General features: G+C 65.3%; 13 protein-coding genes. 5 read left to right on the plus strand and 8 right to left on the minus strand.

Going from position 1 to position 23,272, the window contains the following annotated elements; translation table 11 throughout:
- Nucleotides 1-720: 720 nt before the first annotated feature.
- From ACORQU_RS17670 to ACORQU_RS17680, 3 genes are all read right to left on the minus strand, one after another.
- Entirely contained in the window at nucleotides 721-978 is a 258-nt protein-coding gene (locus ACORQU_RS17670; RefSeq protein ID WP_491642356.1) for a hypothetical protein, read from the minus strand.
- The gene (locus ACORQU_RS17675; RefSeq protein WP_491642357.1) at nucleotides 979-9,387 is read right to left on the minus strand and encodes a glycoside hydrolase family 94 protein; all 8,409 of its coding nucleotides are present in this window, start codon (nucleotides 9,385-9,387) and stop codon (nucleotides 979-981) included.
- 334 nt (nucleotides 9,388-9,721) lie between these two features.
- A complete protein-coding gene (locus ACORQU_RS17680) occupies nucleotides 9,722-10,651 on the minus strand; it encodes an SDR family oxidoreductase (RefSeq protein WP_491642358.1) in 930 nt (309 codons plus the stop codon).
- A gap of 104 nt (nucleotides 10,652-10,755) precedes the next feature.
- On the opposite strand from ACORQU_RS17680, the gene ACORQU_RS17685 reads away from it, so the two are divergent.
- Entirely contained in the window at nucleotides 10,756-11,367 is a 612-nt protein-coding gene (locus ACORQU_RS17685; protein WP_271645833.1) for a TetR/AcrR family transcriptional regulator, read from the plus strand.
- 156 nt (nucleotides 11,368-11,523) lie between these two features.
- On the opposite strand, the gene ACORQU_RS17690 is transcribed toward ACORQU_RS17685, so the two are convergent.
- The 3 genes from ACORQU_RS17690 to pyrC all read right to left on the minus strand — a co-directional run bounded on the left by ACORQU_RS17690 (nucleotide 11,524) and on the right by pyrC (nucleotide 14,453).
- Nucleotides 11,524-12,339, minus strand: coding sequence for an NAD-dependent epimerase/dehydratase family protein (locus ACORQU_RS17690; protein ID WP_491642359.1), 816 nt, complete (start codon nucleotides 12,337-12,339; stop codon nucleotides 11,524-11,526).
- On the minus strand, nucleotides 12,336-12,788 hold the full coding sequence (locus ACORQU_RS17695) for a MarR family winged helix-turn-helix transcriptional regulator (RefSeq protein WP_491642360.1): 453 nt from the start codon (nucleotides 12,786-12,788) through the stop codon (nucleotides 12,336-12,338). Before ACORQU_RS17695 ends, ACORQU_RS17690 begins: the two co-directional genes overlap by 4 nt.
- Before the next feature lie 624 nt (nucleotides 12,789-13,412).
- On the minus strand, nucleotides 13,413-14,453 hold the full coding sequence (gene pyrC / locus ACORQU_RS17700) for a dihydroorotase (protein ID WP_491642362.1): 1,041 nt from the start codon (nucleotides 14,451-14,453) through the stop codon (nucleotides 13,413-13,415).
- A 147-nt stretch (nucleotides 14,454-14,600) separates the two neighbouring features.
- Here pyrC and ACORQU_RS17705 point away from each other — a divergent pair, with 147 nt between their 5' ends.
- Nucleotides 14,601-15,230 (plus strand): histidine phosphatase family protein, encoded by a 630-nt coding sequence (locus ACORQU_RS17705; protein ID WP_491642364.1) that lies wholly within the window; start codon nucleotides 14,601-14,603, stop codon nucleotides 15,228-15,230.
- A gap of 130 nt (nucleotides 15,231-15,360) precedes the next feature.
- On the opposite strand, the gene ACORQU_RS17710 is transcribed toward ACORQU_RS17705, so the two are convergent.
- Together ACORQU_RS17710 and ACORQU_RS17715 are read right to left on the minus strand one after the other, a co-directional pair.
- Nucleotides 15,361-18,189, minus strand: a complete 2,829-nt coding sequence (locus ACORQU_RS17710) for a TonB-dependent receptor (protein ID WP_491642365.1) — start codon at nucleotides 18,187-18,189, stop codon at nucleotides 15,361-15,363.
- Between the two features lie 81 nt (nucleotides 18,190-18,270).
- Nucleotides 18,271-19,470 carry a cellulase family glycosylhydrolase gene (locus ACORQU_RS17715; protein WP_491642367.1) on the minus strand — a complete coding sequence of 400 codons (1,200 nt, stop codon included), beginning with the start codon at nucleotides 19,468-19,470 and terminating at the stop codon, nucleotides 18,271-18,273.
- 414 nt (nucleotides 19,471-19,884) lie between these two features.
- On the opposite strand from ACORQU_RS17715, the gene ACORQU_RS17720 reads away from it, so the two are divergent.
- The 3 genes from ACORQU_RS17720 to ACORQU_RS17730 all read left to right on the plus strand — a co-directional run bounded on the left by ACORQU_RS17720 (nucleotide 19,885) and on the right by ACORQU_RS17730 (nucleotide 23,067).
- The gene (locus tag ACORQU_RS17720; RefSeq protein ID WP_491642369.1) at nucleotides 19,885-20,868 is read left to right on the plus strand and encodes a glycoside hydrolase family 43 protein; all 984 of its coding nucleotides are present in this window, start codon (nucleotides 19,885-19,887) and stop codon (nucleotides 20,866-20,868) included.
- Nucleotides 20,869-20,896: 28 nt separating this feature from the next.
- Nucleotides 20,897-21,820, plus strand: coding sequence for a 2-dehydro-3-deoxygalactonokinase (locus tag ACORQU_RS17725; RefSeq protein WP_491642370.1), 924 nt, complete (start codon nucleotides 20,897-20,899; stop codon nucleotides 21,818-21,820).
- A 95-nt stretch (nucleotides 21,821-21,915) separates the two neighbouring features.
- Nucleotides 21,916-23,067: an aldose epimerase family protein gene (locus ACORQU_RS17730; protein ID WP_491642371.1), complete on the plus strand. Its 1,152-nt coding sequence runs from the start codon at nucleotides 21,916-21,918 to the stop codon at nucleotides 23,065-23,067.
- The last annotated feature ends 205 nt before the right edge of the window (nucleotides 23,068-23,272 follow it).

The following is a 23,272-nucleotide window of genomic DNA, read 5'->3' on the forward strand; positions in this document are numbered from 1 at the left end:
CCATATCGCTAAATGCATCAACTCGTGCGACTTATGCGAACGGAGAGTCCTTCAGCAACGAGTGCCAGGCACATGCGCTGCTCGATCTCAGGCACCAGCGTGTCGGAAGGCATCATCAACAGATAGGAGACACCGCTCTTGGTATCGGCATCTCCCAACCTGCAGACGTTCCCCAGGCGTGAGCCGCACACATCCCGCCAGATCGTGCCCAGCCGGGCTGGCCCTATCGATTGTTGCCGCCCTAGACGCAGAACAAAGCGATGCATATGCACGTGCCTTAGCATGGCCTTCTTGCTGACGCGTACACGTCGGGCTTCAAGGCCGGGGACACGACGAATACTCCGAGATGAATTGCAACGCTCGATCCATGGCCTCGACCTTACACTGATTTCCAAGTGACCCCTGGGAATTCGGATGGGCGGCGGGGTCCTTGGCCGCTGGCACTCGTACACCAAGACCCCACCGTTCCTTGACGGCCTGGTCGGCCTGGCGATGCTCGGGTATCCAGGGGGTGTTCCAGACCATGCTCGGCAAGCATGTCGGCGAGTCGCAGCCTCACGCACCAGAGCAGTTCGGCCGGCGTGTCATCAATGATCTGCTGTGCCAAGGCGTCAAACTGAGGCCAGAATCCGGCCGGATGCCGAAGTTTCTCCAACCAGATGGGAAGCATCTGGCGGAGTTGATCAAGCCTCGTCTCCAGCTGCGGGCGGCTACTGTGCATCAGCCCGCTTCCGGAATTTCCACCAACACCTCGTGGCGGGCGCCATCGTCCACCAGGGCAAAACTTGAATCGCTCATCACAACACCGTTCAACGACATTGAGGTCGCGTCCCCAGCGCGCCTTTGCACGACGATCCGGTAGGCGCTGGCACCCACCCGGTAGGTCATCTCATAGCGATCCCAATGCTCGGGCATGCATGGAGTAATCCGCATGCGGTCACCCTCCCGGCCAAGGCCAAGCAAGGACTCGGTCAGCAATCAATACATCCAGCCAGCCGCACCGGTATACCAGCTCCATCCACCACGCCCTTGATGAGGAACGACCGCATACACGTCGGCCGCCATGACGTAGGGCTCGACCTTATAGCGCTGGAGGGAGGCGGCATCATGGGCGTGATGGATCGGGTTGATCAGGTCGACCATCTCCCAGGCCCGGCGACTGTCGCCCAACGCCGCAAACGCCATGGAGACCCACACCGCTGCGTGCGTGTACTGTCCTCCGTTCTCCCGCACACCCGGCACGTACCCGCGGATATAGCCAGGATCATCGGTCGTCCGATCGAAGGCGGGCGTCAGCAGCTTGATGAGGCCCGCATCCAGATCCACAAGCTGCGCTTGTACGGCGTCCATCCCTTGCTGGGTGCGCGATCGACGGCCTGCGCCGGACAACACAGCCCAACTCTGCGAGAGCGAGTCAATCTGGCATTCGACCGAGGCTGTGGATCCCAACGGCGTGCCGTCGTCATACCAGGCCCTTCTGTACCACTGCCCGTCCCAACCGTGCGTCTCGACCGCTTCGCGCAATCTTGAGGCTTCGTGCAGGCAGAGATCAGAGAAGGCTTGATCGCTCTGACGAGCGGCGACCGGCGCGAAGCGCTTCAGGGTGTCGTGGAGGAAGAAGGCCAGCCAGACACTCTCGCCCTTCCCTTCCTTGCCAACACGGTTCAAGCCATCGTTCCAGTCTCCGCTCCCGATCAACGGGAGCCCGTGCGTCCCCATACGCCGCAAGCCATGTTGCAGCGCCAGTTTGCAGTGCTGGTACAGCGTCTGAGGCGGACCGATGGGTCGCGGCGAGTCGTAGTAGGACTCTTCGTCGGCATTGAGCGCACGGCCTTCAATGAAGCCGACTTGTTCTTCGAGCACCGCCACATCGGCAGTGCTGTCCAGGTATCGGCATAGCGCCTGCGGCAGCCAGAGGAAATCATCGGAGCAATGGGTGCGCACGCCGTGGCCTTGCGGCGGATGCCACCAATGCTGCACGTCGCCCTGCACGAACTGCTGGGCAGCACACCGAAGCAGATGCGCGCGTGCCAACGCCGGCCGCGCGTGGACCATGGCCATGCTGTCCTGCAACTGGTCGCGGAAGCCGAACGCACCTCCGGACTGGTAATAGCCGCTGCGCGCCAGGTAGCGGCATGCGATGGTCTGGTACAGAAGCCAACCATTAGCCAGGAGGTTCACGGCCGGGTCCGGCGTGGAAACCTGCACCACGCCAAGCACCTGGCGCCAGTGCTGCCTCACCGCTTCCAATGCCGCCTGCGCGGCAGGCACTCCGCGGACTTGCGAGGCCAGGGAAAGCGCTGCATCGCGCCCGCTCGCTGCACCGAGGCGAAAGACCGTTTCGAAGACCTGACCGGCGGCCAGATCGACCGGAATCTGCAGGGCCGCGCACGAGTCCAGCCCCGCGCCGACCTGCCCCGAAAGCCGTTGACGCCGCAGCGCCGCCGGATCGGCCAGAGAGCCGTTGCGGCCCACGAATTCGCTGCGGTCGCCGGTCACACTGCGGGATGGCGCATCGACGTCGAAGAACGCCACACGTCCATCGAACGCGGTGTTGAATGCATTCCAGGCGATGAGTACCCCGCCAGCCAGGTCCAGCTCGGTCGCCACATGAAGCTGCGAGCGCGCACGGATGTCCGCCAGCACCCACTCGACGTATCCGGTTGCGCTCAGGCGACGCGGCTGCCCGGACAGGTTCTCGAGTCGTAGCAGGCTGTACTTGACGGCGCGCTCGAGGTCGACGAAGACCCATAGTTCGCTCGAGATGCCCTGCTCCACATGCCGATAGACGCTATAGCCGAAGCCGTGCCGCACCTCGTAGCGTCCGCGACCTCTGCACGGCAGGGGCGTGGGCGACCAGACCTGTCCGTTCTCCTCGTCGCGAAGGTAGAAGGCCTCGCCACTTGCATCACTGACGGGATCATTGTGCCAAGGCGTCAGGCGAAACTCGTGCGCGTTTTCGGCCCAGGTGTAGCCCGTGTTGCTCTCGCTGACCACGGTCCCGAACTGGGCATTGGCTATCACATTGCACCAAGGCGCAGGCGTGCAAACGCCTTCTTCCAACACGATGCGGTACTCGCTGCCATCCTGGACAAACGCGCCCAATCCATTATCGAACTGGACCACTTCGCCTGGGGCCGCGTCCAAGGATGGGCGGTCGGCATGGGACGCATCTCGCTGTTCAAGCCGTGGAGTGGAGTTCGCCGAGCTGGGCTGCAGGACGGGTGGAAGCTGCAGGGCCGCCGTCAGTTGCTCAAGCTGGGCCGCAAGCGTGCCGTGCGCGTCATTGAGGATCACCCGCGCGACCGTCTGTAGCAACACGCGGTCTTCTTGGGCGATGTGCTCGATCGAGCGGACAAAAATGCCCCCCGGACGGTCGAGCACGTTCGCCTCGGGATCAGAAGAAATCAACGCGACAAGGTTGTCTTGCAGCGCCTGGCGATATCCGGCCTGGCTTTCGTTCCAGATCACCAGGTCCACCCGTAGCCCCTTGAGCCGCCAGTACGCATGCGCCTGCACCATCTGCCGCGCGAGATGCGTGCTGTCGGTGTCCGCAACCCTCAGCAGCACGATCGGCAAATCTCCTGAAATCGCATGACTCCAAAGCGCGGACTGACCTCGACGGTTCTGCAGCAGCACGTCTGCGTCCGCGCGCATCTGCGGATCAACGAACAGCACGGCCGCAGCCAGGCGCTCGTAAAGCAGGGCGTCTTCAAGCGACGCATCGATCTGCCGCCGGATCACCTGGCTCTGCGTCAACGCCAGATCGAAGACCCGATCGGCGAGTCGGCGATCGCGATACTTGTCAATCAAACCCTGGCAGATCGCTCGCTGCTCGCCGATGCCATACACCATGTCCACCTGCGCTCGCTGGCCTGGCGCAAGCGCGATCCTGCATCTGATTGCCAGGATCGGGTCCAGCACCGAGCCGACCGTGCCGGACAGTTCATGCGGACCCACCAGCGCCGCGGGCCGGCGTGTCGTGCGTCCCCGGCCCACAAAGGCCGATCGATCGGTCTCATAGGAAATGGAGGCCACGTCGGCATCGTGCACGGCGACCAGGTGAAACATCCACGGTTGCGCTTCGTCTTGGGCACGCGGACGCCGGGTACACAGAAGCGACTGCTTTTCTGCCAGCAACTCGGTCTGAATGAAGAGGTTGCTGAAGGCCGGATGCATTTCATCGGCCAATCCAGGCGCCAATACGACCTCAGCGTACGTGGTGATCTCGATGACCCGGGTGACCCGCGAGCGGTTGCGCAGCGTCAGCCTTCTCAGTTCGACGTCATCCTCAGCCGAGATTGCGATCTCCAGGTGCGTGTCGTAGCCGAGGTGACTGCCTTTGAACTCGGCCTTGGCATCCGAGAAGATCGCCTCATATCGCTCTACCTCGACGCAGGTGGGCTGATGGGTCGCCGACCAATACGCACCGCTGTCGATGTCACGCAGATAGCAGAACGTGCCCCAGTGGTCCTGCACGCCGTCCTCGCGCCACCGGGTCACGGCCATGTCACGAGATTTACTGTAGCCGCCCCCGGCGCTTGTCAGCATCCCGTGATAGCGGCCGTTGGATAAGAGTTGCACGACCGGCCGCACTTGCCCGGGATCCCGGAAGATACGCAGCGGTATTCCGAGATCTTCCGGCTTCGCGCTTTCGGTGACCCGGGCCAAGCCCTTGGCATAGACCCCGCTGAGTTTGGGCGCACGCTCCTGCAACAGCAGGAGGGTCGCCTGGAACTCGGGATCTGCCACGAAACGCTTTTGCATGGGCGCATCGCGCAAGACGTAGTCCAATGCAAGCAAGCTCATGCCCTGGTGGTGCGACATGAACGAACGGACCACGGCGCAGGATTCACCTCGCGGCACACGTGACGGTGTGTAATCAATGGCCTCGTACAGACCAAAGCGGCCACCGAAACCCAGTGCATCCAGGCGCTGCAGGTTCTTGCAGGCCGCATCGGGTGCGACCATCAGGGCCATCGCGCTGGCATAGGGCGCAATCACCAGATCGCGGCCGAGCCCCCGCTTCAGGCCCAGGCCGGGGACGCCAAAGGCGCGATACTGATAGTTCCTGCGCGTATCGACGGTGTTGTAGCCGGACTCGGAGATCCCCCAGGGAACCCCGCGCAAGTCGCCATATGCGATTTGAGCACGTACCGCGCCGGTGGACGTGCGTGCGAGCAGGGTCTGCGGGTAGCTGGGCATGACCAGTTGGGGCATCAGATACTCGAACATCGAGCCGCTCCATGACAGCAGCGTGGGCTCGGTATCGGTGTGGGTCAGGGTGCGGGCGAGTGCGAACCAGCTGTCCTGCGGCAGCTGCCCCTGGGCAATCGCCACGAAATTCCCCAGCCTGGCTTCGGACGCCAGCAGGTCGTAGTGGCCCTCGTCCAGCCGTCGCTCGTCGACGTTGTAGCCGATCGACATCAGGTGCCTGGAACGGCTATAAACCAAGCCGTAGTCCATCAGCGACAGCTGTCCGGCCACATGTGCCAACCGCTCCAGCTGATGGATGCGCTCGCCTGCCCAGGACCTGACGCCGACTATGCCGCTGGCGCGATGCAGTTCCCGTAGGCTGGGAATCCCGCGTGAAACGACGTCTTCCGCCAGCGGGAGCGTTCCAGCCAGCCAGGGCGCGCAATGGAAGAGATCATCACGCGCGGCGCGACACCGCTCGACAAGTCTCACCGCCCATTGGCCCTCATGTTCCATCGGCGCTGACCGCTGTGCGGCCACGATGTGTTCGCTTTGCGAGAGCATAGTAGCGAACGCCTCGCCCATCTGGCGCAGGCTCGGCTCCGGCAACGCGCTCACCGAGTTCAGGGCATGGCCGAACAAGGCAATACCACGTTCGACGGCCTCGCAATGCGAAGCGTGCGAGTCGCGCAACAGGGACAGAGTGTCTGCGAGGCCACTGAAGACGGCCTTGGACACCACCGGTGCATCCACCATCGCGAGCAGGCCTTGCCGCAGCGTGAGTAGATGGCCCGCCAGATTGCCGCTGTCCACGCTGGAGACGTACCGGGGTGGCAATGGAATCAGGGACTGCGTGTCGTACCAATTGAAGAAGTGGCCGCGGTAGCGCGGCAACTTCTCAAGGGTTGCCAAGCTGTTGGATGTGCGATCGAGCACGCCCGAGAGACTCAGATATCCCAGATCGTAGGCGGCCAGGTTGGCGAGCAATGCCAAGCCGATATTGGTAGGTGAAGTCCGGTTGGCCACGACGGCAACCGGATGTTCCTGCACGTTGTCCGGCGGCAGCCAGTGATGCTGGGCGTTGCAATGCACTTCAAAGAAATCCCAGGTCCGGCACGAGAGCCGCCCAAGGAAGGCCCGCTGCTCGCAAGAAAGCTTGGCACTGGGCGGGCTTGGCGGTAGGCCCAACCAGCGCATCAGCCAAGGTGCCGCCAGCCATGCAGCCGCCAACGGCAGGGCGGCCCACAGGGCGCCAGGCGTCCAAACGGCGATGGCCACGCCGACCACTGCGGCACACAGGCCCACAACCGCCATCTGCCGCAACTCTGGCTGCGACCCGCTCCGCTGACGTTCCACTTCGCTGGAGGGATTCCACTGCAGCAAGTGACGCCGCGAGACCAGCAGGCGGAACAGCGTCCGCGCGATCGCCAACAGCTGCACGCCCGACTCGTAAGGGAGGCAAGCGATGAGCACCCCGGCCCGTAGCAGCTGCCTGCGCAACGACCCAAATACCTGCACGGCATGGAAACGCATGGACGTTCCAGCAGGCAATCGCAGCAACGCGTATAGCGCCGAAAGCACACTCGGTAGCACCCAGAGCAGCAGCCACCAGCAGGTCCATCGAACCGGCGCGGAAGACCATCCCCAGCCGATCAGCAGTAGCACGATGGCCGCAGGCGACACCAGGCTGCGGCGCAGGTTGTCCAGCAACTTGCCTCGCGACAGCCAGGACAGCGGATTGCGTGCGTAGCCGCGCGTCGCGGTCGGCACCCAGGGAAGAAGCCACGGCAGCAGTTGCCAATCGCCCCGCACCCAACGGATGCGGCGCTGGATATCCGTCGCATAGCGCTGTGCGTGGGCTTCGTAAAGCCGGACATCGCTGATCAGCCCGGCCCGCGCATAGCAGCCCTCCAACAGGTCGTGGCTGAGCACCTGGTTCTCCGGAAACCTTCCGGCGACGACCCGCTCGAACGTGGCGACTTCGTAGATTCCCTTGCCGATGAACGAGCCCTCCCCAAACAGGTCCTGGTAGACATCGGACACCATGCGCGTATAGGGATCGATTCCGGGTTCCACGCCGAACATGCGCGCGAAGCGGGACTCGGCGCTGCCACGCATTCCGGTGCCAAGCCCGGGTTGCAGGATTCCGTAACCGGCCTCGATGACCCGGCCGGACGCGTCGAGTCGCGGCGCATTCAACGGATGCGACATGGCGCCCACCAGGATCCGTGCAGCATCGCGTGGGAGCTGGGTATCGCTATCGAGCGTGATCACGTAGCGCACATGGGCCAGACCGATCAGATCGCCGCAGGCACGCGCGAACTCGATCAGCGATTGCGCCTCGAGGTCCTCAGCGCTCAGCAGCCGGTTGAGCGCCTCCAGCTTTCCGCGCTTGCGCTCGTGCCCCATCCAACAGCCTTCAGCGGCATTCCAGCTGCGATCCCTGTGCAACAGGAAGAAGAGCCCCCCGCGTTCCGGCGCGTAGCGCGCATTGAGCATGCCGATCTGTTCAGCGGCGTGCTCCAGCAGCGCCTGATCGTCAGGTTGCAGCTTCTGGCCTGCGTCAAGAAAGTCGGTGAGAAGCGCAAACCGCAGCTGATCGTCCCGATTGGCGAGGTGATGGACTTCCAGCGCCGAGATCAGTTCATCGATCGCCGCCAGGCTGGCGAGCATGCTGGGCATGACCACCAAGGTCCGGCAGTCCGCCGGAATCCCGCTGCGTAGGTCCATGCGCGCAAGGGGGACCGGCACGAACACCAGCGACGCGATCCAGTTGACGATGGCGACCCCCAGCTCGCTCGCGCACAGCACGGCCAGGCACACGCATGTCCACCACAGGGCTCCGTTCTCCGACCCAGGCGCCCAGCGCATCAGGACAATGCTCAAGACCCCTGCGATCAACGCGATAGGAAGCAAATAAAGCGCTAACGGCGCTCTGGAGGAGGAAAGTTGTCTGCCGCCGATGTCGGGCTTGCTGCCGATGGCTGTCCGAAGCCCTGCCAGCCCTGCATCCAGCAGGTAGTAGCCGACGTGCCCGGCGATCTCCGGAGCGCCCTTTGCGTCGCGTGCAAGCCCGATGGCGACCTGGGCCACCTCGAGCTCGGCCATCCCGGCGCGCTGCGCCAGGCGTTCGACGACGCGTCGATAAGCATCGCGCGTCTGAAAATCCATGCGCGCATAGACATTTGCCGGATCCTCGCGCAATCGCTGGTCGACAACACTCATGGTCTCGACGAACTCACGCCAATCCATGTTGTTGAGGAAGCGAAAGCTGCCAATGCTGTTGCTGATCGAAACCTGATCGGCCGCCTGTCGCTGGCTCTCCGCGTGAATCAGCTGGTCCAGTCGCTGGCCGTCAGTGGCAAGCCATTGTTCGACCCATGTGCTCACCACATTGAGCAAGGGACCGCGCCCCTGGATGCCGCGCGTCAATTCGGAAACGAAAGCTCCCGTCTTGGGCGGATCCGACCGGGCCAGGTCCGCCACCACGAGCACCACGTGTTCCGGTGTGCGCGCGGCGGTCTCATTGAGCAGGGAAGTCCATGTTTGCGCGAGACGCTGCTGCTCGCCGTCGCGCATGACGATATCGGAGGCGCGGCGGATGTCCTCGATCAAGGCCAACCGCAGCATGATGGGAATGGCCCACAATTCCCCCAGCATCAACGGCGATCGACGTTGATAGGCGGCAATGAAGCGGCTCAGCGTGATCGCGTCCACGCGCCCGTGGCCATGCGCCACGACCAACCTGGCAAGCTCGTAGACGCGTGGCACGCCAATCTCGGACCCCGCCTTCAACCTGGGCAGCTTGCGGCTATATCCGACAGGAAGATGGAGGCCAGCCACCCGCACCTGCTCTTCGACCAGATAGAAGTTGTCGAGTAGCCATTCACCGGCGGGCTGGATTCGCCGTCCATCGGTCGCCGCCCTGGTCAGGCTCGCGGCAGACAGAAACAGGGCGCGCTCGTTGGACTTCAGGCGCGCGAGTAGGAGTTCCCTGCCCTGCTCGCGATGCAGGACATGCCTTTGGCCTAGCTGTTCGCCCAGGGCCTCCATCTGCTCGTCGCCAAAGAGCGCATCCCGTATCGAGGCAAGTGAAAGCGGGACCTGGCTCGGCGTCGCTTCCCGCGACTTGCGTGCCTCCGGGCGCCAATTCGAAAACGCCGAGAGGAACGTCCTCCAAGGTGGAAGCATGTTGGATACTTCCCTGCAGCGTGAGCGCTGCCAAGGCCCGGATCATGCGCGCTTTGAAACGGTGAGGCGTGAAGAGTTCGACGCGCCACCGTCATTGGTCGCGAACCTCGGTAGTCGGGCAGGCCAACCTTCTCGCGCTGGCTCAATTGATCGCGGTCACACCCAGCAGACGCATCACATGAGGCCCGGGCCGCGAAGCCAGCGGTCCCTGCCGCCATCGTTGCGCCTGCGTGTAGACCCGGCGCGCACGACGGCGTCCGGCGCTGGCCTCCAGCACTATCAGACTTGCCGCTTCATTCACGCAGGGGCGTATCGGATGCGCCGTGACTGGCGGCTACGATTCCTCGCCGGTGGGAAAGACCACACCCGTCAACTGTTCGGACTCATCCCATAGCCGTGCCGCAACCTGCCTATCCAGCGACGCCTTGGGGGCCTTGGCCACAACGGGATAGCCACGCGTCTCGCTCAGCTGATTCGGCCCGTAATAGGCGCCGGGCTTAGCCTCCGGTGACGTTGCGGCGTAGAGCGTCGGCAAGGCGCCCTGCCATACGGGAGAAAAGAGGAAAGGCAAATAGCGCCGAACCCACCCGCTCATGCTCCGCGCGCCGGCGCCATTGACGATCAGTTCGGTGCGACTCACGCCTGGATGTGCGCCGAGACTGGCCAGGCCCCATCCACCGGCCACACTGCGTCGCTGCAGCTCGAAGGCAAACATCAGACAGGCGAGCTTGGACTGACTATAGACCGGAAGCGGGCGGTAGCTTTTCCGCGCGTTGAGATCGTCGAAATCGATCGTGCCCGAACGCGCGGCGATGCTCGACAAGGTGACAACGCGCGGCTCCTTGCCCTTTCGCAGCAGGGGGAGGAGTCCCGCGGTGAGGGCAAAGTGGCCGAGATAGTTGGTGCCGAACTGCAACTCGAAGCCATCGCTGGTCTCCCGACGCTGCGGGGGCGCCATGACGCCGGCGTTGTTGATCAGCAGATCGAGGTGATCTCTCTGGCTCCGTAGCCGCTCGCTGAACGCGACGATGGACTTGAGGCTGGCAAGATCGACCTGCTCGAACCGAACGGACGCGGACGGAATTGCGGTGAGGATGCTTGAGATCGCCTGCTCGCCTTTCTGGCGGTTGCGCCCCGCAATGATGACCTCGCCGCCAGCCCGTGCCAGCGCCAGGGCGGTCTCGTATCCAAGACCGCCGGTGCCTGTGACGATGGCCGAGCGGCCTTGCTGCGGAGGAATGTTCGATGCTGTCCAGTGGGTCATGAGCCTTGCCTGCCTGAAAGAGTGATGTTGCACCTGATGCCAATAAATATGCACCGAGTGCAGACATTATTGCACTTGGTCCGCGCATGCAATAGGCTACGCACATGTCAGAAATCCTCCAGTCAGCAGGCGCGACGGCCGCGGAAGGCCCGCGTGAGCGCAAGCGCCGCGCAACACGTCAGCGCATTGCCGAGGTTGGTCAGCGGCTTTTCCTCACGAACGGCTACGAAGCCACGACACTGGACGCCATCGCGGCCGAAGCAGGCATCTCTCGCCGCGCCTTCTTCTCCTACTTCAAGTCCAAGGACGACATCATCTTTTTCTGGCTGGAAGCCGACGGGGCCAACCTGATCGCCAGCCTGCTCACGACATCGCCTGACGTGCCGCCGCTCGCCGCGGTGCGCGATGTGATGGTGAAGCACATCGCGCACTACACGAGCGAACAGATGATGGCCGTGGACAATCTCATGCTGTCGAGCGCGTCGCTGATCGCACGCAAGCAGGCCCACTACGCGGTGCAGGAGCAGGCGCTTTTCAACGCGCTGTGCGAGGTCTGGCGCCAGCCCGAACGCCGTCCTGCGCTGCGGATGGTGGCGATGGTCTCCATCGGTGCCATGAAAATCGCGCTTCAGGCGTGGAGAGAGCAGACCGGGCCACGGAAGCCTGCCGCCAAATTCCTCCGGGACGCCTTCGACAGCTTGAAAACTGCGCTTTGACCTGACTGGATTTCGAGGCAGGGTTCGACGGCATCAGCCCGAAGCCGTCCCTTCATCGCGGCCCCGCCTTGGCCCCGGCTCTGAATCCCAGGCTGCCCACCCTGCCCCGCTTGGCGAGGCGCGAACGGCCAATCTTGCAGGCCGCTCGCTCCCGCGTCACAGCAGCTGCTCTGCCACGGCCTGGTGGACAGTTCTCACGCTGGGTTGGAAGCCGAGTTGGCGCGCCAGCGATCCGTCCACGTGCAGATGCCAGGGATTGGTCAATGGCTCGGACGAGGATGCCATCGGCTCGCCGACCAGCGAGGCCAACTCGTAAAGCGAAGTCGGTGCCTCATCGGTGAGGTTGACGATGTGGCCATCCATCACGCCGGACAGCGCAAGCTGCATGGCAACGGCGATATCGCGATGATGAATCAGGCTCATTGTCTTGGCCGGGTGAGACCTGGCGTGGGCGGCGTGCCTGGGCAGCGATTCAAGATGCCCATCCTTGTCGCCATAGACGAAGCCAAACCGCAGAATCGACCAACCAAGACCGCTTTCGCGCAGTTCCGTTTCCGCAGCCAGCTTGCTGGCCGGATACGCCAGCGTGGGAGCGGTGGCGTCATCCTCACGGCCGGGATGGGCATTGTCCTGGTCATAGACATGGGTGGTACTGGCCATGATGAATCGCGCCTCGGGCGCATGCGCTTTCGCCGCGCAAATCAGGTTGCGCGTTCCCTCCAGATTGATTTTCCAGATCAGGTCGGTGTCTTGCGTGCGAAATACCGCGGCGAGATGGATGATCGCCGAGACGCCCTCCACCGCTCGCGCAAGCGAAGCCGGATCGAGCAAGTCGCCTTCGACGGCCGTCGCGCCGGCAGGGACTTCCTTTCCGGCCCGAACGAGTGCCCGGCAGGTTTCTCCATTGAGGACGAGGCGCGGCAGCAGACGCGCGCCCACCAGTCCGGTGGCGCCAGTGATCAGGAGCGTCATGTGTTGGTCCCATGTTCTAGAAGGCGTTCGGTCGCGGTCTTGAGCACCTTGATGGCCGTTGCGACCTCGGCCGGGTCGAGGCCGTCGAAGGCCACGGCGCGGATGAAGTTGAGATCTGGGAGCGCTTTCCACAGCTTGGTGCCGGCCTTGGTCATCCGCAGCAACTTCTGTCGTTGGTCGATGCTGTCCGCAACCTGCTCGACCAGCCCTTTGCGCACCAGAGCGCCCACCACGATGCTCAACGTCGCACGCTCGATCTGAAGGAGCCGCATCAGCTCGCGCTGCATGGTCGGCCCTTCGTGCGCCAGCTGATGCAGCACGTACCACTGCGTGGAGCCAATGCCGTACGGACGAAGCGCTGCGTCCATCACGGAGCGGCCTGCGAGATAGCAGCGCTTGGCCCATGCGGCGACCGAATCGTGCTGTGCACTGTTCACTTTGTTTGCCATCAAACAATTATGTTTGCCGGCAAACAAATGTCAAGGCCACTCATCGTCGGCCGCCGTACAAGGCGGCAGTCGCCTCGGCTTCCGTCTGTTAACCAAGCACGCTGAAATCGTTCCATTTCAATGGACCCAGCAGGCGTGGCCCATGACTCGCGCATTGAAGCCGGCGGATGGGCAACCGCGTTTCAACGCCGCGTTCTAGCGGCTTGCCGTTCGGCGAATGGTCGAGCGCGCCCGCCTCCCCGCCTCGGCCACGATTGCGGCCGCGTCGATTCACAGGAATCTCGCGAGGTCGCGCAGCCGTGCCAAGGCACACGCTGCGGCAGTGCGCAGTGGCAAAAGACCTTGTGCCCCAGCCTTCCCGGTACCCGGCATGGATCGGCGTTGCCGCTGCTGGAAAGATGCCGTATCCGAATCTTGTTTCAGCGGTCTGGAGAAGGAGGGTACCCGTAGCGGCAGGATGCAAGAACGCGCGACTTGGCGCGCGCCATGTTCTCTAACGGCATCACGGTCTTCCGCTATCGCACAGCCGTCACCGTGCTCTGGATGCCATATGTCCAAAGGCATCGGAACGGGGCTCGGAGTGGGCTCGAACCGCCCTCCCCGCCATGGACATAGCCCGACGCGTCAAACGTCCGTGTCGACCAGCGACCAGCCCACCGTCCCGCCCGCGCGCATCGGCACCACGGCCGAACCAGCCAGCGGATAACGCTCCGGCACGGTCCAGGACTTGCGCTCCAGTACGATGCGGCCCGTGTTGCGCGGCAGGCGGTAGAAGTCCGGGCCATTGAAGCTGGCAAACGCCTCCAGGTTCTCCAGCTTGCCGGCTTGCTCGAAAGCTTCGGCGTACAGCTCGATGGCCGCGTGCGCGGTGTACAGGCCGGCGCAGCCGCAGGCAGTTTCCTTGCCTTCGCGCGCGTGCGGCGCGCTGTCGGTACCGAGGAAGAAATGCGTATCGCCGCTGGTCGCGGCCTGCAGCAGCGCCTGGCGATGGGTCTCGCGCTTGAGGATGGGCGCGCAGTAGTTGTGCGGACGGATGCCGCCTTCGAACAGCGCGTTGCGGTTGAGCAGCAGGTGGTGCGCAGTCAGGGTGGCGGCCACATTGGACGGCGCAGCGGTCACGAACTCCACCGCGTCCTTGGTGGTGATGTGTTCGAGGACCATGCGCAGCCCCGGGAAGCGCGCCTGCAGCGGCAGCAGATGGCGCTCGATGAACACCCGTTCGCGATCGAAGATGTCGATGTCCGCATCGGTCACCTCGCCATGCAGCAGCAACGGCAGCTCGTGTTCTTCCATTGCCTCGAGCACGGCATTGACGCGCGCCAGATCGCGTACGCCGGACTGCGAATTGGTTGTAGCTCCGGCCGGGTAGTACTTGACCGCGAACACCGCATCGCTGGCCTTGGCCCGGGCGATCTCCTCCGGTGCGGTGTCCTCGGTGAGGTACAGGGTCATCAGCGGCTGGAAGTCCGACCCGGCCGGCAAGCTGGACAGGATGCGCTCCCGATAGGCCTCGGCCTGGGCCACGGTCGCCACCGGCGGCTTGAGATTGGGCATCACGATGGCGCGGGCGAAGCGCGCGGCGGTGTGCCCGATGACGGAGGCGAGCGTCTCGCCGTCGCGCAGGTGCAGGTGCCAATCGTCGGGGCGGGTGATGTCAAGACGCATGGAGTCAGTCACGGGGGCGTTGGAATCAGGAGTCGAGCAGCCGCTCATGGTATCCCAAGGCATCTTTTGCTCCACGGGCACTCGCGCCGGACACCTATTCATGGAGGTCATGCGATGCTCCCCCGCCCTACTCCGTCGAGCTTTCCGATGTCCGTTCCCGACCATGACGCCGCCACGCCGCCGATCGCCCACCCTCCCCGCCTGCACCTCATGCGGCATGGCGAAACCGAATGGTCGCGGACAGGTCGGCACACCGGCCGCAGCGAGATCCCCCTGACCGCGCGGGGCGAGCAGATGGCACGCGCCCTGGTCCCGCTGTTGGGCGCCACCGCGTTTTCCACCGTCCTGACCAGCCCCCGCATGCGTGCCCGCAGCACCTGCGCGCTGGCCGGCCTGGAAGCGCAGGCCGAGGTGGAGCCCGACCTGGCCGAGTGGGACTACGGCGACGACGAGGGTCTTACCTCGATCGAGATCCGGGCCGAGCGACCGGACTGGGACATCTGGCGCGATGGCTGCCCGAATGGTGAAAGCCCGGCGGCGGTCACCGAGCGGGCCGACCGTCTGGTGCGGCGCCTGCGCGGGCTGTCTGGCGATATCGCGCTGTTTTCGCACGGACACTTCGGCCGGGTCTTGGCCACACGCTGGCTGGGCCTGCCGGTCGCGGCCGGCGCCCACCTGGTGCTGGAGCCCGCAACGCTCAGCCTGCTGGCGCTGGATGCGCGCCATGCGATGACCCCGGTGATTGAGCGCTGGAACGTGGCGCCTGCAGGGGCTTGAGCGCCACGACCCGGCATGGGGTCAATTCGGCGGCCCGGGATGTCCCGCCGATCGGCCGACAAGCCACGCACCATCCGCGAAACGCCTGCGGGGCGCCCATTCCAGGCGCCCCACCTTGCGGAGGCTTTCTTCAGAACCGCACGCGCATCCCGAGTGAATACACCGTTTCCAGGTACTTGACCTGGCGCGCGTAGGTGTCGCCCTGCACGTTGTAGGTGCGTGAGTTGGTGATCGGATCGCCCAGAATGTTGGACACATCGAAGGCAAAGGTCACCGACTCGATCGGGGTCCAATTGAGCGACATGTCCAGGACGCCGCGATCGTCCTGCACCAGCGGCATGAACGGGCCGTTGGCATTCAAGGCGACGTCGTAGACCTGGGAGTACTCCTGGACCCACTTGGAGCGCCAGTTGTAGGCCAGGCGCGCGGAGAACTCGGGCTTTTCGTACATCAGGACCAGGTTGTAAGAGTTCTTCGATACCCCCGGCACGCGAGGCTTGCCGGGGATCGAAGCAGCCACCGTCGGGCCCTGTTCGGCGCCGTTGTCGATATAGGTGTAGTTGGCCTGGACGCCAAAGGCACGCGCCCATTTGGGCAAGGCGTCGAAATCCAGGAAGCTGGTGAAGGCGAACTCGGTGCCCTGCAGCTTGCCTTCCCCGCCGTTCTCCGGATGGGTCAGGCGCAGGGTGCCGTATTCGGCATCGGCCACATCGGTGGTGACATTGGAGATGAACCCCTTCACATCGCGGCGGAACAAGGCCAGCGTGGCCGAGCCGGTCGGTGAGAAGTAGTACTCGAAGGACAGGTCGTAGTTCTCCGACTCCAGCGGGGACAGCCCGGGGTTGCCGCTCGAAGCGGTGCGGAAGCAGTTCACGCTGCCAGGATCGATGTTGCACGCGCCCTGCGGCGAGTTGACGATCGTGGATGGATTGAGCTGGTCGAAGTTCGGGCGCGTACGTGTCTTGGTCGCCGCCGCCCTGATCTGGAAGCTGTCGGTCAGGCGAAAGCGGATGCTGGCATTGGGCAGGTAGTCGGTATAGCTGTTGCTGCTGCTGATCGGGGAATAGGTCGAGGTCTGGTCATCGCGTGAGGTGCCGTCCACCTGGGTCTTGGTGTGGACCGCGCGCAGGCCCAGCGCACCGTCGATCGGGATCGTCGTGTCCAGGACGTACTTGACCTGGGTATATGCGGTGGTGGCCTTTTCGTTGGCGTTGAAGGTATTGAGCGGATTGAAGGCCGGCAGACCGATGGCATCGAAATCGTGGTTGTCCGCCGGCAGCAGCGCGTCGGTGAGTTCGCGCAGGGCATTGACGTTGTCGCGGATGCTGTCCCGGGTGGGCGAAATCCAGCGGGTCGGCGGCGCGTGGTCGTCGCCCTCGAAACCACCTCCGGTCATCGACAGGTCGACCGGCAGGTCCAGATAGGTGAGCCCTGCCCCCTCCACATAGCCATAGCGATCGCCGCTCTTGCGCTCGGCGTCACGGTTGGTGAAGCGCAGGCCGGCCTGGTAGGCGCTGATGATGCCGGTCTGCGGGACGAACTCGAAATCGGTCCGGGCCTGAAGATCCTTGCCCGAAGCCTCGTAGTTGCGGTCGTAAAGCCCGCGGAAGATGAAATTCTCAGGGTTGCTCAGGTCGAAATCACGGAAGCCGTAGCTGCCTCCGCCGTCGCTGCCAGGCACAGCGTAGTTGACGTCCACGGTCGGCGCATACGCAAAGGCGTAATCGATGTTGGCCTGCTTGAGCTTGTACTTCGAATTGGTCGCGGCCAGGTCCGTGGACCAGCGCACGCCGCCTTCGTGGTACACCGCACCCAGCCCGATCTGGTAGGTGTTGGTGCTGGCGTTGGTCGACGCCTGGTACCCCTCCGGGCGCAGGCCTCCCGTGGCGGTCAGGCTCTGCGCCTGTGGACCCGATTCACCCGGCACGGTGACCACGTTGGAGAACTGCGTCTCGGCCGTATACAGCGGCACGAACATGTAGCTGTCGTTGTCGTGGCTGCGGAACCCCTGGTAGAGGAAATCCGCATTGAGCTCCCAGCTTTCGTTGGGCTTCCACTGGAAGGCGCTGTTGATCGACGGGCGCGTCCGCATGCCCTGCCCGTAGAAGGTGCCGATGCCGTCGGGGAAACGGAAGCCGGGCTGGTCGGTCTGGCTGGGCTGGGCCACGCCCATCACCAGCGAGTTCTCGCGGGTCGAATCCAGGAAGCGCAGGCGATTCCAGGCCGCGTTGACCAGAAAGCCCATCTCGCCCACTTCGGTGTCCCAGCGGTCGCTGAAAAGAAAGTTGCCGTTGGCATCGCCCTTGTCGGACTGGTCGAAATAGGCGTAGTTGAGCGAGCCGGACAGTTCGCGCCCCTCGAAGTCGAATGGCCGGCGCGAGCGCACGTCGATCAGGCCGGCGATGCCGGGTTCGACCAGGTCGGCGGTGCTGGACTTGTAGACATCCAGCCCCGCCACGCCGCCGGCCGGGAAGTCCTGCAGGGCCACGCTGCGGTTCTCGGCGGTGAAGATCTCCCGCCCGTTGTAGGTGGTGGTGAGGTTGGGCAGGCCGCGCACCTGGACGTCGGCGGCCTCGCCCGCCGCGCGGGTCACCTGCACGCCGGTCACGCGCGCCAGGGACGCCGAGGCGGTGACGTCGGGCAGCTTGCCCAGGTCTTCGGCGACCACCGAATCGACGATCTGGGTGGCATCGCGCTTGATCGATTGGGCGGTCTGCAGGCTGGCGCGCAGCCCGACCACCTTCACCGCGCCCAGTTCCTGCGCGTCCACCTGTTCGGGCGTGACATCCTGGGCCTGGGCAGACTGTGGGGTGTCTTCGCGCGGGGTGGCCGTGGAAGTCGCTGGGGCGGATGCCGGGTCGCTCGTGCTTGTTTCCTGCGCGGTGGCGGGACTCATCAGGGCCAGCGCAACAGCGCTGGCCAGCACGGTGGCGACGGGGCGGGAAATACGTACGTTCATGCCGGAACTCCGGAGGGGGCCTGGTGGCCGCGTGAGAGGGCGTGGGGGCCTTCTGTGTTCGGTGTTGCCTGCTGCGTCGAGCTAGCGCGCCGCGGCCTGTGCCGGTGCGGACTGCTCGGCCTCGAGCTGACGATAGAGCTGCGCTTCGCGGGCGCGATACGGGGTGCCGTCGGCGTGGATGAGGTCGTGGAACCAGAGCACCGGCTCCTTCATCGTGTACGGCCGCTCCCAGCTGTCCCATGGGAAGCGGGTCTGGATGGCGCCGTCGACCAGGCCCCAGTTGATCATCCCGATGTGCTCGCGATGGCCGATCGGCAGGATGGTGTCCACGGCCGAGCCACTCCCGCGCGCCATCCATTCGGTGCAGATCAAGGGGCGGCCGTATGGGCGCAGCTGCGCGATGCGCGCCTCGAAGTTCTCCGGCTGCTCGTAGTTGTGGAAGGTGATCACGTCCGAGTTGGACAGCTGCGCCTGCTGGATCGCGTTGAGGTCCGGTGCACCGGGCGACCAGTCCTTGCCGATCCACACGCCGCTGGTCAGCGGCTGGATGGGCGACTGGCTGCGCGCCCAGGCGAATGCCTTGGGCAGCAGTTCGGCGATGCGTTCCTGCTCGCCCGGCAACTGCTTGTCCATGTAGTTGCCGCCGCCGGGATTGTCAGGCTCGTTCCAGATGTCCCAGGCCAGCACGCGCTCGTCCTTGGCGAACGCACCGACCACGCCCTGGACATAGCTGCGGAAATGCGGGTCGTTGGCCGGGTCGACCAGCGCATGGCGCCCCGGGCTCTGCACCCACCCGGAGTTGTGCACGCCGGGAATCGGCCGGTGCTGCGGGCCCAGCACCGGGTCCGGATCCCAGCAGCTGTCGAACAGCACGAAGACCGGGCGGATGCCATGCTTGTCGGCGATGGTCAGGAACTGGTCCAGGCGCTTGATCAGGCCCTTGGGATCCTGCGTCCACAGCAGGTCATGCAGGTAGACGCGCATGGTGTTCATGCCGAACTGGTCATGTGCCCAGCCCAGCTCCTTGTCGATGCGGGCCGGGTCGAAGGTCGCCGCCTGGAACATCTCCAGCTGGTTGATCGCATCGGCCGGGATGTAGTTGCTGCCCACCAGCCAGGGCTGGGCCTGGTACCAGGCATTGGCGCGCTCGGTGCTCCAGCGCCCAGGCGCGTCGACGACCGCGGCGGCGCCCTCGGGCGCGGGACGGGCGCCGGCCGGCAGGACACAGGCGGCGCCAAGGGCGGCGCTCAAGAGCAGGATGGCAAGGGGGCGTGAGGGCATGAGGTGCTCCGGTCTGGGTTTCAGGTGCGGTGAGCCGGCCCGCACGCCGGATGGGCGGCAGGCAGGCGGATGGGGTGTCTGGTCGTTGGGAAGCGTGTCCATGCGCATGCGCGGACGCGGCGGGGCGTCAACGCGGGCGGCCGCGTGCCTTGCCGCGGTGCGGCGGGCATCAACGCAGGATTCCGCGCGGGCACCACGCACGTGGCGCAGGCCGTGTCACGGAAGCATTGGCGGACGTGCGGCGCCGGGACGGCGCCGATAGTGCGGTCGTGACGCGCATGTCCCCTCCCAAGGCGTTGCGCTGATGCCGACAAACTGATCCGACCTTTGACAGGCCGGCGTTCGCGCATATTATCCGACAATATGATTTTTTCAACTCTTGCCGAAAAGCGCCGCCGCCTGGCATCGATCACCTTGGCCGCGCTGCTCCTGGGCGGCTGCGCCACGCCGCCGCAGCGCACGCAGGCACTGCCCGTCGCGCCTGTGCTCGACACCGGCTTTGCCGACCCGTTCATCCTTCCGCTGGAGGACGGTTCGCTGGCGGCCTACGCGACCAACCGCGCCGGGCCTGGAGGTGCGCCGCTCCACGTCGCGCATTCCACCTCGGCAGATGGCCTGCACTGGACCGCACCGGTCGATGCGATGCCCTCCCCGCCCCCATGGGCGCGGGCCGGACGTCCGGATATCTGGGCCCCGGAAGTCATGCGGATCGGCACGCGCTATGTCCTGTACTTCACCGCTCGGCATGCCACCCGGCAGCGCCCCGATGGCCTCACCTTGTGCCTGGGCGCTGCGACCTCGGACACGCCGCAGGGCCCGTTCGTGCCGCAGCCTGAGCCGCTGACCTGCGGCGGAACCTACGGCGTCATCGATGCCAGCCCGTATCGCGACACCGATGCCGCAGGACACGCGCGGCTGTGGCTGGTCTACAAGACAGACGGCAACTGCTGCGGGGTGACCACCCGCTTCCTGGTCCAGCGCCTGGCGGGCGACGGACTGTCGCTAGCCGGACAGCCGCAGGCATTGGCCGGCATCGCCAACGATGCGCCATGGGAGGGCCATGTCATCGAAGCGCCGCAGTTCGTCCTGCACGCCGGCCAGCTGTATCTGTTCTACGCCGGCAACGACTATGGCTCCGGTGCCTATGCCACCGGCTATGCGCGCTGTGAGGGACCGCTCGGCCCCTGCCACGACGCGCCGGAGAATCCCATCCTGTCCAGTCGACCGGGGCCGCCGGCGCTGGTCGGACCGGGCCACCAGAGCGTCTTCCACGCCCATGGGCGCGACTGGATCGCCTTCCACGGCTGGCGGCCGGCCGGACCCGGCGGGTCGCGCTACCGTGCGCTCTACATCCTGCCCCTGGACTGGACCCACGGCCGCCCGGTGGTGGGCCCGTGATCCTCGCCTTCTACCGGAATCCCGTCACATGACCGAGACCCGCACCGACAGCATTGTCGGCATCAACTGGGGCAGCACCAACTTCCGCGCCTACCGGATCGCGCCCGAGGCCGGCATCGAGGATGCACTGGAGGTCGCGGCCGGCGTGGCGACCCTGGACCGCGACGGAATGGCCGCGCTCGCCCATCAGGTCCGCACCCGCTGGCCGCAGGTCGAGCACGTCTACGCCGCCGGCATGATCGGCTCCAACATCGGCTGGACCGACGCGGGCTATGTCCCGTGTCCGGCCGACGTGGCCCAGGTGGCCGCGCAGCTGGTCGACGTGCGCATCGGCACGCTGGACATGAAGATCGTCCCTGGCCTGGCCTGCGTCCGTGCCCGCGACGGCGCGCCGGACATCATGCGCGGCGAGGAGACCGAGTTCTTCGGCCTGCTGGCCGCCGGTCGACTTGGGCAGGCGCCAGTGGTGGCCCTGCCGGGGACGCACACCAAGTGGGTCAGCGTGCGGGACGGACGGATCGCGGAGTTCATGACCACCCTGTCCGGGGAGTTGCATGACCGTCTCTCCACCGGCGGTGCGCTGTCGTCGATCATGCGGGGTCCCGGCCACGTTGGGGCAGCCTTCGCCGACGGGGTGCGCCAAGGCGCGTCCGGCGGCCTGGGACTGGGTGCACTGCTGTTCGGCGTGCGCGCCCGCGCCATCCGCCAGGGCCTGGCCCCCGAGGATGCCAGCAGCTACCTGCGCGGACTGCTGATCGGGGCGGAGATCGGAGATGCGCGGTCAGTGTTCGGTGGCTTCGACGCCGGTCCGATTCCGCTGGTGGGCTCCGGCCCGGTGTGTGCGCTCTACCGCGCGGCGCTGGAGGTGCTCGGCGAGAGCGCCAGCATCGTGCCTTCGCAGGATGCCGTGGCGCAGGGATTCGTCGAACTGGATCGATGCATCGCCCGATGAGCGGATGCCGTTACTGGTGCCGCTGTTGCAGTGCAGCGTTTTAATTGTCCGATAATATGGTTTAGTAGACTCACAACTTCTGGAGGGATGGTTCGATGGGGAATGTCGTGAGAGGGGCGATGCTGTGCGCGGCCGGCTTGCTGGCCACGTCCGCCGCGGCGGATGCGCAGGAACGCGCGGTGCTCGGCACCACGCCGGAAGGCACCAAGGTCGAGACGATCACGCTGCACGATGGCCACGGCATGCAGGCCACCATCAGCACGCTCGGTGCGGCCCTGCATGCGCTGGACGTGCCCGACCGCAACGGCAAGCCCGGCGACGTGGTGCTGGGCGACGCCACGCTCAAGGCAACCCTGGATAATCCGCAGTACTTCGGCGTGGTCGTGGGTCGCTTTGCCAACCGGCTGGCGAAGGGCCGCTTCACCCTGGATGGGCATGCCTATCAGGTCCCACTCAACGATGGCCCCAACAGCCTGCACGGCGGCAAGCAAGGCCTGGACAAAGTGGTGTGGGATGTCGTGGAGGCCAAGTCCGATCGCGCCACCCTGCGCCACGTCAGCCCGGACGGCGACCAGGGCTTTCCCGGCAAGCTCACGGTCACCGCGACCTACACGCTGGAAGGCAACGGCACGCTGGCCATCGAGTACCGCGCTACCACCGACAAGCCCACCGTCGTCAACCTCAGCAACCACACCTACTGGAACCTGGCCGGCGAAGGCTCGGGCTCGGCGATGGACCAGGAGCTGACCATCCATGGCGATGCCTACACCCCGGTCGATGCCACGCTGATCCCAACCGGTGAAATCACGTCGGTGGCCGGCACGGTGTTCGACTTCCGCAGCCCCAAGCCGATTGGCCGCGACGTGCGTGACGCCGGCAAGGAACCACAGCTGGCGCTGGGCCGCGGCTATGACCACAACTGGGTCATCAGCAAGACGCGCGCGGCGAAGCCACGCGAGGTTGCCCGGGTCCATGATCCCAAGAGCGGTCGTGTGATGTCCCTGGTCTCCGACCAGCCGGGCCTACAGTTCTATTCCGGCAACTTCCTGGATGGCACCACGGTGGGCAAGTCCGGCCACCTGTATCGCCAGGGCGATGCATTCGTGCTTGAGCCGCAGCTGTTCCCCGATACCCCCAACCAAGCGAGCTTCGGCCCGGCCGCGGCGCGCCTGGATCCGGGCAAGACCTACGTCAACCGCATCGTTTACCACTTCACGACCGACAAGGACGCCGCCGCGGGCCGCTGACGCGGCGCTGCCTCGGACGTCCATTCCACCGATTCCCCGCGACGTGCCGGCTCATTGCCGGTGCGGAAGCCGGAGGCATGCCTGGAGCTGCTGCACTGGCAAGGACGGATCCACGGCGCGACCTGCCCGCGCCAGACGCTTCGCACGCTTGATCGCACCACGTCCCCCGCATCGCCACCGCCGCACGTGTGCCTGCCCTGACCCA

The sequence above is a fragment of the Pseudoxanthomonas sp. JC1303 genome, assembly GCF_058448525.1.

What these genes read in the sequence shown, in the direction of transcription:
- ACORQU_RS17695 (WP_491642360.1), bottom strand. Translation starts at nt 12,788, where the DNA reads ATGGCAAACAAAGTGAACAGTGCACAGCACGATTCGGTCGCCGCATGG.
- ACORQU_RS17685 (WP_271645833.1), top strand. Translation starts at nt 10,756, where the DNA reads ATGTCAGAAATCCTCCAGTCAGCAGGCGCGACGGCCGCGGAAGGCCCG.
- pyrC (WP_491642362.1), bottom strand. Translation starts at nt 14,453, where the DNA reads ATGCGTCTTGACATCACCCGCCCCGACGATTGGCACCTGCACCTGCGC.
- ACORQU_RS17725 (WP_491642370.1), top strand. Translation starts at nt 20,897, where the DNA reads ATGACCGAGACCCGCACCGACAGCATTGTCGGCATCAACTGGGGCAGC.
- ACORQU_RS17705 (WP_491642364.1), top strand. Translation starts at nt 14,601, where the DNA reads ATGTCCGTTCCCGACCATGACGCCGCCACGCCGCCGATCGCCCACCCT.
- ACORQU_RS17715 (WP_491642367.1), bottom strand. Translation starts at nt 19,470, where the DNA reads ATGCCCTCACGCCCCCTTGCCATCCTGCTCTTGAGCGCCGCCCTTGGC.
- ACORQU_RS17730 (WP_491642371.1), top strand. Translation starts at nt 21,916, where the DNA reads ATGGGGAATGTCGTGAGAGGGGCGATGCTGTGCGCGGCCGGCTTGCTG.
- ACORQU_RS17680 (WP_491642358.1), bottom strand. Translation starts at nt 10,651, where the DNA reads ATGACCCACTGGACAGCATCGAACATTCCTCCGCAGCAAGGCCGCTCG.
- ACORQU_RS17710 (WP_491642365.1), bottom strand. Translation starts at nt 18,189, where the DNA reads ATGAACGTACGTATTTCCCGCCCCGTCGCCACCGTGCTGGCCAGCGCT.
- ACORQU_RS17675 (WP_491642357.1), bottom strand. Translation starts at nt 9,387, where the DNA reads ATGCTTCCACCTTGGAGGACGTTCCTCTCGGCGTTTTCGAATTGGCGC.
- ACORQU_RS17690 (WP_491642359.1), bottom strand. Translation starts at nt 12,339, where the DNA reads ATGACGCTCCTGATCACTGGCGCCACCGGACTGGTGGGCGCGCGTCTG.